Origin of the sequence: Serratia sp. 506_PEND, from assembly GCF_001076875.1 — a bacterium.
GTDB classification, from domain to species: domain Bacteria; phylum Pseudomonadota; class Gammaproteobacteria; order Enterobacterales; family Enterobacteriaceae; genus Serratia; species Serratia marcescens.
Map to the genome: position 1 here is coordinate 1 of NZ_JVEL01000642.1, position 8,801 is coordinate 8,801.

General features: G+C 59.2%; 10 protein-coding genes. 6 read left to right on the plus strand and 4 right to left on the minus strand.

Annotation, left to right across the window (positions count from 1 at the left end):
* The 5 genes from ADK28_RS29065 to ADK28_RS29085 all read left to right on the plus strand — a co-directional run.
* Nucleotides 1-811, plus strand: an 811-nt coding sequence (locus ADK28_RS29065) for an NtaA/DmoA family FMN-dependent monooxygenase (RefSeq protein WP_048797456.1), incomplete at its 5' end; no start/stop codon positions are given.
* A 26-nt stretch (nucleotides 812-837) separates the two neighbouring features.
* The gene (locus ADK28_RS29070; protein ID WP_048797457.1) at nucleotides 838-1,758 is read left to right on the plus strand and encodes an ABC transporter substrate-binding protein; all 921 of its coding nucleotides are present in this window, start codon (nucleotides 838-840) and stop codon (nucleotides 1,756-1,758) included.
* 9 nt (nucleotides 1,759-1,767) lie between these two features.
* The gene (locus tag ADK28_RS29075) at nucleotides 1,768-2,295 is read left to right on the plus strand and encodes a GNAT family N-acetyltransferase (RefSeq protein WP_015376925.1); all 528 of its coding nucleotides are present in this window, start codon (nucleotides 1,768-1,770) and stop codon (nucleotides 2,293-2,295) included.
* Nucleotides 2,296-2,326: 31 nt separating this feature from the next.
* On the plus strand, nucleotides 2,327-3,214 hold the full coding sequence (locus ADK28_RS29080; protein WP_004940038.1) for an amino acid ABC transporter permease: 888 nt from the start codon (nucleotides 2,327-2,329) through the stop codon (nucleotides 3,212-3,214).
* Between the two features lie 9 nt (nucleotides 3,215-3,223).
* Complete coding sequence (locus tag ADK28_RS29085) at nucleotides 3,224-4,051, plus strand: amino acid ABC transporter ATP-binding protein (RefSeq protein ID WP_015376924.1); 828 nt, start codon at nucleotides 3,224-3,226, stop codon at nucleotides 4,049-4,051.
* A gap of 36 nt (nucleotides 4,052-4,087) precedes the next feature.
* Here the strand turns inward: ADK28_RS29085 and ADK28_RS29090 are convergent, their stop codons facing one another.
* The gene (locus ADK28_RS29090) at nucleotides 4,088-4,597 is read right to left on the minus strand and encodes a VOC family protein (RefSeq protein ID WP_048797458.1); all 510 of its coding nucleotides are present in this window, start codon (nucleotides 4,595-4,597) and stop codon (nucleotides 4,088-4,090) included.
* A gap of 166 nt (nucleotides 4,598-4,763) precedes the next feature.
* On the opposite strand from ADK28_RS29090, the gene ADK28_RS29095 reads away from it, so the two are divergent.
* Entirely contained in the window at nucleotides 4,764-5,243 is a 480-nt protein-coding gene (locus tag ADK28_RS29095) for a cold-shock protein (RefSeq protein WP_016928791.1), read from the plus strand.
* 24 nt (nucleotides 5,244-5,267) lie between these two features.
* Here ADK28_RS29095 and ADK28_RS29100 read toward each other — a convergent pair whose 3' ends face one another.
* The 3 genes from ADK28_RS29100 to ADK28_RS32615 form a co-directional block, all read right to left on the minus strand.
* A complete protein-coding gene (locus ADK28_RS29100) occupies nucleotides 5,268-6,716 on the minus strand; it encodes a sensor domain-containing diguanylate cyclase (protein ID WP_033634293.1) in 1,449 nt (482 codons plus the stop codon).
* A 630-nt stretch (nucleotides 6,717-7,346) separates the two neighbouring features.
* Nucleotides 7,347-7,898: a flavodoxin family protein gene (locus ADK28_RS29105; RefSeq protein WP_048797459.1), complete on the minus strand. Its 552-nt coding sequence runs from the start codon at nucleotides 7,896-7,898 to the stop codon at nucleotides 7,347-7,349.
* A gap of 406 nt (nucleotides 7,899-8,304) precedes the next feature.
* Complete coding sequence (locus tag ADK28_RS32615) at nucleotides 8,305-8,448, minus strand: hypothetical protein (protein ID WP_193392150.1); 144 nt, start codon at nucleotides 8,446-8,448, stop codon at nucleotides 8,305-8,307.
* Nucleotides 8,449-8,801 lie beyond the last annotated feature (353 nt).

The window sequence follows — 8,801 nt, forward strand, 5'->3', positions numbered from 1 at the left end:
CGATGCCTTCGTGCGCAATAAAGCCAGCGGCGAATTTTTCAGAGCCGGGAAGCTGCACACCCTCAATCACCAGGGGGAGTTCTTCTCGGTGCAGGGGCCGTTGAACATCGGCCGCACGCCGCAGGGCCGCCCGATCCTGTTCCAGGCCGGCGCCTCTGAAGACGGAAAACGGCTGGCGGCCCAACACGCCGATGCGATCTTCACCCATCACGACACGCTGGAGCAGGCGCAGGATTTTTATCAGGACGTGAAGCGGCAACTGGTGGAACAGGGGCGCGAGCCGGACGACCTGCGCATCTTCCAGGGCGTCAGCGTGATCGTCGGCGACGACGACGCGGACGTCGAGCGCCAATACCAGGAGACCGCCCGCCTGGTCAGCATCGAGAACGCCCTCAACTATCTTGGCCGCTACTTCGAACATTACGACTTTTCCCGCCACCCATTGGACGCCCCCTTCCCGGACATCGGCGATCTGGGGCAAAACAGCTTCCGCAGCACCACCGACGCCATCAAGCGCAATGCCCGCGAGCGGAACCTCACGCTGCGCCAGGTGGCGCTGGAAGCCGCTTCGCCGCGCCCGGTGTTCAGCGGCACGCCGGAAGCGGTGGCGGACGGCCTGCAACGCTGGTTCGACGGCGCAGCCGCCGACGGCTTCATCATCAGCGGCGGCACGCCCAACGCCTTCGGCCACTTCGTCGATCGGGTGGTGCCCATCCTGCAACAACGTGGCCTGTTCCGCCGGGCGTACCATGGCGACACGCTGCGCGAGCACCTGGGCCTGACGCGCCCGTTGAACAGATTCACCCAATAATAAGAACGCTGTCAGGGATACCCGCTATGCAAAAAATCGTTACCGCCGCCCTCGTGGCGGCCTTGCTGAGCCTGACCGGCGCCGCGCAGGCGGACACCGGCATCGATTTACAGGCCAATGAAACCCCGATCCACGCGCCGAAAAACCCGCAGGCGATCGCCAAATTGCCGGCCGATTTCCACTTCGTGAAGCCGGGCCAATTCACCGTTGCAATCGCCGCGCTCAACACGCCGCCGCTGGCGCTGTTCGCCGCCGACAACCGGCGACTGATCGGCAGTGAAGTGGATATCGCGCAACTGGTGGCCGACAGCCTGGGCCTGGAGCTGAACGTAGTGCAAACCTCGTGGGAAGACTGGCCGCTGGGGGTAGTTTCCGGCAAGTATGACGCGGCCATCACCAACGTCACCGTGACCAAAGAACGCAAAACCCGCTTCGACTTCGCCACCTACCGCATCGACTCGCTCGGCTTTTACGTCAAAACCGGCGGCAAGATCGCAACGATCAAACAGCCTGCCGATATCGCCGGATTAAAGATCATCGTCGGCTCCGGCACCAATCAGGAAGCAATTTTGCTGGCGTGGGACAAACAGAATCGGCAACAGGGGCTCAAACCCTTCCAGCCGATCTACGTGACCGACGATGCAGCCGCCACGCTGGCGATCCAGTCCGGCCGGGCCGATGCCTACTTCGGGCCGAACGTGCTGGGCGCCTATAAGGCGGCGTTGAACGGCCGCACCCGGCTGGCGGGCACGGTGGAAGGCGGCTGGCCCAAGGCGGCGCACATCGCCGTCACCACCCGTAAAGGCAATGGCCTGGTGCAGGCGGTGAATGAAGCGCTGAACGGCGCGATCCGCGGCGGACAGTACGATCAGGTGCTCAACCGCTGGGGCGAGAGCGTCGAACGCCTTGCGCAGTCGGAAATCAACCCGCCCGGCCTGGGCGATTAGGAGCGCGCGATGACGCAAGACACTTTCATTCAGACGCTGCCGACCGATCCGCTGATCGCCCCGGTGATCGAGGGGCTGTTCGGCGAATATCGCCAGCGTTACGGCGACTATTTTGGTGACCAGGAACCGGAACCGCTGGACCTGTACGCGCCGCCGCAGGGCGCTTTCATCGTGCTGCTGCGCGCCGGTGCGCCGATCGCTATGGGCGCCTTCAAACGCTATGACGCGCAAACCGCCGAGCTGAAGCGCATCTGGACCCGGGGCGATCTGCGCCGCCAGGGCCTGGCGCAGCGGGTATTGCAGCAGTTGGAAACGCTGGCGCTGGCGCAGGGGTATCGCCGGCTCTACCTGACCACCGGCTTTCGCCAGCCAGAAGCGGTGGGCCTGTACCTGAGCAACGGTTACCAGCCGCAGTTCGATCCCACCGTTGACAGCGAGGTTTACAGCCGTCCGCCCTACGATGGCCGCCTGCCGTTCCGCAAAAGCCTGATTGCAGAGGACGCGTGTTGTTGCGCGTCGGAAAGGAAAATCGCCTAAACCCCCTTTATCTGTAGTCAGGAGACATGACATGTCCAAACAAGAAGTCTTGAAAGTGGTGCCCGCCCGCTATCCGCTGCGGCTGATCGGCGCCCTGTTCTCGCTGTTTATTCTGGCCGCCATCGTGCAATCGGTGGCGGGCAACGCGCGCTGGGAATGGGGCGTGTTCGCCGAGTGGTTCTTCGCCCCGGCGGTGCTGGCGGGGCTGGGACAGACCCTGCTGCTGACGCTGCTCGGCACGTTGTTCAGCATCCTGTTCGGCACCCTGCTGGCGCTGGCGCGGCTGTCGCGCTCTTACCTGTTGGCGTCGCTGGCCTGGGGGTATATCTGGCTATTTCGCTCGCTGCCGCTGATCCTGGTGCTGATCATCCTGTATAACTTTTCCTATCTGTACGACGCCATCTCGCTGGGCATTCCCTTTACCTCGGTGGTGTTCGCCAGTTACCCGACCATCGACATCCTCGGCCAGTTCGCCGTGGCGGTGCTGGGCCTGACGCTGGTGCAGTCCGCCTACACCGCCGAGATCATCCGCGGCGGCATTCTGGGCGTGGATTACGGCCAGCACGAGGCGGCGGCGGCGCTGGGCCTGCCGGGCTATCGCCGCACCTTCCGCATTATTCTGCCGCAGGCGCTGCGCTCCATTATTCCGACCGGCTTCAACGAGATCATCAGCCTGGCGAAAGGCACCTCGATCGTTTACGTGCTGGCGCTGCCGGAGCTGTTTTACACCATCCAGGTGATCTATAACCGCACTCAGCAGGTGATACCGCTGCTGATGGTCGCCACCGTCTGGTATCTGTTCATCACCACCGCGCTGTCGGTGATCCAATACTACATCGAGCGCTATTTTGCTCGGGGCGCGGTGCGCGAACTGCCGCCGACGCCCTGGCAGAAACTGGCCGGCTGGCTAAAACGTTAGGAGACCCGCATGTCTGAAGCCATTGATTATTACGCCTTGCCCGAACAGCCGGCGCGCAATCTCACCCCGGTGCCGGCACGCGGCCTGATCGAAATCAGCAACGTCAGCAAGTTTTTCGGCAAACACAAGGCGCTGGACGACGTCAGCCTGACGCTGCAGCCGGGCACCGTAACCGTGATCCTCGGGCCTTCCGGCTCCGGCAAATCGACGCTGCTGCGGGCGATCAACCATCTGGAGCGCGTGGACGAAGGCTTTATCCGCATCGACGGCGACTACGTCGGTTACCGCCGCAAGGGCAACCGGCTGTACGAGCTGAAGGAAAAGGCCATTCTCCGGCAGCGCATCAACGTCGGCTACGTGTTCCAAAACTTCAACCTGTTCCCGCACCTGACGGTGCTGGAAAACATCATCGAAGCGCCGGTGGTGCACAAAATTCACTCCCGCGAGCGGGCGAAGGCGGTGGCCTATGAACTGCTGGATACCGTCGGGCTGCGCCACAAGGCGGATGCCTACCCACGCCACCTCTCCGGTGGCCAGCAGCAGCGCATCGCCATCGCGCGCGCGCTGGCGCTGAACCCGAAGGTGATCCTGTTCGATGAGCCGACCTCCGCGCTCGATCCCGAGCTGGTCGGCGAAGTGCTGGACGTGATTAAGGGATTGGCGGATCTGGGCGTCACGCTGGTGGTAGTCACGCATGAAATCGGCTTTGCGCGCGAAGCGGCGGATCGGGTGGTGTTTATGGTCGACGGGCAGATCGTCGAGCAGGGCGACGCCAGGCAGGTGCTGGCTCAGCCGCAGCACCCGCGCACCGTTAACTTCCTCAACAAAGTGCTGTGATCGTCGGGGCGCCGCGGCGCCCCGTACCTGATCCGCTTACAGGCCGGCGAAACGCCGCTTCTCGGCGGCGAAATCCAGCGGGCGAATTCCCTGCCGGTTTTTATCCTCTTCGGTCAGCAGCGCCGGCGGAATAAACCAGGTCACCTCAAACAGCAGTCCGTCCGGATCGTGGCCATAAATGCTTTTGTGTACGCCGTGATCCTCTTCCAGCCCGAGAATGCCGCGTTCGGCCAGCTGGTGACGAATGCGCTCCAGCTCTTCCAGACTGTCCACTTCCCAGGCCAGATGGTACAGCCCGGCCGGTGGCTCATGCTCTGCCGGCGGCTCGTTGTTGGCGCGAAACACCCCGGCGCGCTGCTGGCCCAGATTCTTGCTGAACAGCGCCAAATCGTGATCGTTGTCCGAATCGGCGGCCTGGGTAAATACCGCCCGGTCGGGGCTGTTGGACGGCTTCAGCTTGAAGCCCAAGACCTGATGATAAAAGTCGGCGCTCTGCCGCACGTCACTGACATACAGCACGGCGTGATTGAGACGTTTGATGCCCATCGATATTCCTTTTTCGCATTGAATGAAGTCAGCATGAACATAGCATGTGGGGGGAAAGCCGCTAAATGCCGTTATCGCATGACTAAATGCCGCCCGCGCAATCTGTCGCTGCAAGGCATTCCGCGCTATCATAAGCGCTGTATTGATCCCTTTTGTGAGAATAGCGATGAACGGCAAGATAACGACTTTTTTTGAAGACAAAGGCTTCGGCTTTATTACCGACGAGAACGGAGAAAATCGTTATTTTCACGTGATTAAAGTGCAGAATCCGGAGCTGATTAAGAAAAACGCGGCGGTGACCTTCGAACCGACCAATAACACCAAAGGTCCGTCGGCTTATGCGGTCAAAGTGTTGGCGCCCAGCAAATACATCATCATCGCCAATGAAAGAATCAAGATCACCAGCATCAAGTCTTTCAATACCTTCACCAAGGAAGTGCCGGTCAAAGCCGATGTGGATAAAGAGAACACCGTGCTGTCGGTCGGCCTGCTGATGAATCGCATTCGCCCGCAGTCAGAAGAGCAGGCACAGGCCATGCAAACGCTGCGCATGCTGACCATCACCACTTTCCAGAACACCACCCATACCTTCTCCGAGCACGAGATCGACATGGATGAAACCATCAAGGCGCTGAAAAGCCTGTAAGCAACGGTTGCCCGGCGTCGAGCCCTAACGGAACAGGATATGCTCGACGCTGTTGCCGTTCACCACGTTGAACGACTCCACCCGATTGCGCCCCTGCGATTTGGCGCGATACAGCGCGATATCCGCCATGTTCATCAGTTGCTCCAGCGATTTCACTTCGTTCATCGCCAGGCTGGCGACGCCGACGCTGATGGTGATTTTCAACGTCTGCTTGCCTTCCACCTGCAGCGCCGTCTGCTCCACCAGCCGGCGCAAATGTTCCCCCAACGCCACGCCCTGCGCCGCCAGCGCGCGCGGCAGCATGATGGCGAACTCTTCCCCGCCCAGGCGGCCGAACAGCTGATCGTGCCGCAGCTCGCGCCGCACGATGTGCGCGAACGACGCCAAGACCTGATCGCCGGCGCTGTGGCCGTGCGTATCGTTGATCTGCTTGAAATGATCAATGTCGATCAGCAACAGCGATACCGCCTCTTTGGAGCGATGTTTATGCTCCAGCAGCTCGCCCGCTTTACGCGTCATCGCGCTGCGCGCCAGCACGCCGGTCAAAAAATCGTGGTTGGCGCTGTGCTCCAGACGCCGCATCAGCTTGCGGTTGGCGGCGATAGAGCTGGCGAGGATCAGCGGCCCCATCACCAGCATGGCGATGCCCAGTCGGGCGGACATCAGCGTATCGAGGAAGGCGTTGTGGTTGTTCGGCGTTTCATACAGCATCAGGTTGGCGGAAATGCTGCTGATCTCGGTCATGCCGGTCAATAGCGTCAGCAACGTCACGGGGAACAGCTGGTAGCGCACCGCGCACCACAGCAGCGCCGGGATCGGGAAGGCGATAGCACCCGGCCCGCCGATATAGACGCTGAACACCAGCGACAGCAGCAGCGCCAGCAGCGGCAGGCAGCCTTGCAAACGCCAACGCACCTGCATGCGCAACAGTTGCTTCAGCCGCGGCGCCGCCATCAGCACCGGCAACAGCAGCAAGGTCGTCGAGAACTGCTCACTGAACCAGGCCAGCCAGGCGATCACCACCGTGTTGTTATAGAGGCTGTCATTACGCAGCACCGACAGCGTCGACGCCACCGCCGCGCCGGCCAAACTGGCGCTGAACATATAGAGTATCGCCTGGGGCTTGCCCATGCGCCGTTGAGATTGGGGCAGCATCAGCATGATGCCGTAACCGACGGCGATCAGCGACATGTTGCAGGCGTTCAGCCACAGCGCCAGGGACCAGCCTTCGCCGGTAATGAGATCGGCGACTATCATGCCCAGATAGGTGGTAAGCCAGCCGAGCGGCGTGGCGTAAATGGGTTTGCGCAGCAGCAGACCGAGCAGAATCGCATTTACCGGCCAAAATAAGGAAAGCGAGCCAATTGGCCGGCTAAGAATACCCACCAGGGAAAGTAAAAAGGCCAGCATGAAAAGATTGATCAGCTGAACCGTTAGCGGCAGGCCATGCCTGGCGTTTATTCTGGCGTTCATCGCCTCGCCCATATTTTGCTAATAACCAGAATAATAATGTGCATACTCGCTCGCCCGGCCAGTGAGGGATAGTCAATCCGAATTTCAACCAAAAAAGCCAGACAAATCAATAATAAAAAACATTAACATTTAATTAACAGACTTTTCTTAGCCTGAGGCGGCCGCGGCGGGACCCCCCCGCATAGCGTCAGCAAATAATACCTACTCTGCTGTCAGCATAGCGCATGGCGTAATAGGCCGCCGACGGCGTTAATTACATTAATAAGTTTATGGTTATTGGTCATTAAATGATGTTTGAATCACTGCGCGATTATTTTCCTGCAACTGGGCCGCCTGTGCAATAACAACCCAAAAAAAGCCCGCATGAAGCGGGCTTGCTTGAACAACAGCAAATCGACAGTTACGACACGGCCATGCATTGCATGGCCATGCTGACGCGCAGTATAGCGGCGAAAGCTTAAGCAGACCTTAGCAACAAAAAACCCGGCCTAGGAACCGGGAATATTTGTACGAAATGCAGTGTTAGCCCAAGCAGGCTAATAACATTTCGCAGATTACACGCCAATTGTGCAGAGAAAATGAACGCGGCATCCGTTCAACCGCGTCACCGTCCCATCTACGCGATAGGTCTTACGCCAGTTTGGCGGCAAAGCCCGCTACGCGCTGACCATAGAGCTTGGCGGTCGCTAGATCGCCCGACAGCATCTCATCCACGCCGGCATCCGCCGGAGTCTGCACCAGCAGCCCCACCGAACCGCCCAGGTTATTGACGTCGGTGCGCTGCGCCGATTTGGTGTTGGCCGGCAGCAGCCCCAGGCTGACCCACAGGCCGCCATGTTGCGAAGCCAGCGTCTGCAGCGCGATCAGCGTCACCTGCTTGTCGCCGTTCAGGCTGGCGCTGTTGGTAAAGCCGCCGAACACTTTGTCTTGCCACTTGCGGCCGAACCAGGCTTTGGAGCTGGCGTCGGCGAATTTCTTGAACTGCCAGGATGGGCCGCCCATATAGGTCGGCGAGCCAAAGATGATGGCGTCCGCCTCATCCAGCGTCTGCCAGGCTTCGTCGCTGATATCGCCGTTCTGATCGATGGCGATCAATTCCCCCCCGGCGCCTTCCGCCACCACGTTCGCCAAACGCTCGGTATGGCCGTAGCCGGAATGAAACACCACTACTGTCTTCGCCATAGAAATTCTCCACTCATTGCACAAAGGCGCCGACGGCGCCCCTCTCGCGTTCAATCTAATCAAGCGCGCAGCGACTGAATACCGAATAAAACTGACGGTGTTATTCAAAAAAATCGCGTTACCCCACCAGGCATGCGCAGATAAAAAAAATCCCGCACAAGGCGGGATAAACTTAACAGGGATGGGGTAATACACTACAGGGAATGGATAACACACAACATCATCGGGTAGAGCTACAGTACCAATCTCAATGTATAGAACTGTCATCCCCGCGTAAGTTTGCTCGGCCAGATGTAACGCCGAATGGGAAATATGACATTTTGCTCAACGCACCACGAACAGGCGCGACTCAAAACCGCCGCTCTTGAAGGTAGCGGTGTTGACCCAACCCGGCGGCGAACGGCACTCAGCGGATTTCAATGGTGATATCCGGGTAGGCCTTCTCCCCATCGCTGAGGTAATGCCTCAACGCCAGGTATGCCATGACATACAACACGGCGGCGGCGCACAGGCACAACAAAGCCACGAGAAAGAATCTGGATTTGCGCACGATAGGCTCCATGGGGAAATTTTCGCCTATTGTAGCGCGGCAAAATAAACGAAGGTTCAATTGGCGGCGGGTAGGCGCCACTCACAGATGTCCGTCACTCAGCCCGATCCCAGACACCGTCTGGCATACCGGGTGCGACTTACTCATCGTGAACAAAAAAAGCATCATGTTGAAAACGGCAACATTGCCCGTCTCTTTATGCGCTTTTAATGAAGCGAACATGCACAGCAAGAAAATGCACACACCAAATAGAGGATATGTTTCCAAATGTCACAGCAAGCAAAATCAGAATGTAATGACATGATAAACAACATCATACAGGCTTTGTTGAATAAATCAGAGTCAGGCGACAG

Excerpts from the sequence above, each read along its gene's own strand:
- ADK28_RS29090 (WP_048797458.1), bottom strand. The coding sequence starts at position 4,597 with ATGGGCATCAAACGTCTCAATCACGCCGTGCTGTATGTCAGTGACGTG.
- ADK28_RS29070 (WP_048797457.1), top strand. The coding sequence starts at position 838 with ATGCAAAAAATCGTTACCGCCGCCCTCGTGGCGGCCTTGCTGAGCCTG.
- ADK28_RS29085 (WP_015376924.1), top strand. The coding sequence starts at position 3,224 with ATGTCTGAAGCCATTGATTATTACGCCTTGCCCGAACAGCCGGCGCGC.
- ADK28_RS29095 (WP_016928791.1), top strand. The coding sequence starts at position 4,764 with ATGAACGGCAAGATAACGACTTTTTTTGAAGACAAAGGCTTCGGCTTT.
- ADK28_RS29075 (WP_015376925.1), top strand. The coding sequence starts at position 1,768 with ATGACGCAAGACACTTTCATTCAGACGCTGCCGACCGATCCGCTGATC.
- ADK28_RS29080 (WP_004940038.1), top strand. The coding sequence starts at position 2,327 with ATGTCCAAACAAGAAGTCTTGAAAGTGGTGCCCGCCCGCTATCCGCTG.
- ADK28_RS29100 (WP_033634293.1), bottom strand. The coding sequence starts at position 6,716 with ATGAACGCCAGAATAAACGCCAGGCATGGCCTGCCGCTAACGGTTCAG.
- ADK28_RS29105 (WP_048797459.1), bottom strand. The coding sequence starts at position 7,898 with ATGGCGAAGACAGTAGTGGTGTTTCATTCCGGCTACGGCCATACCGAG.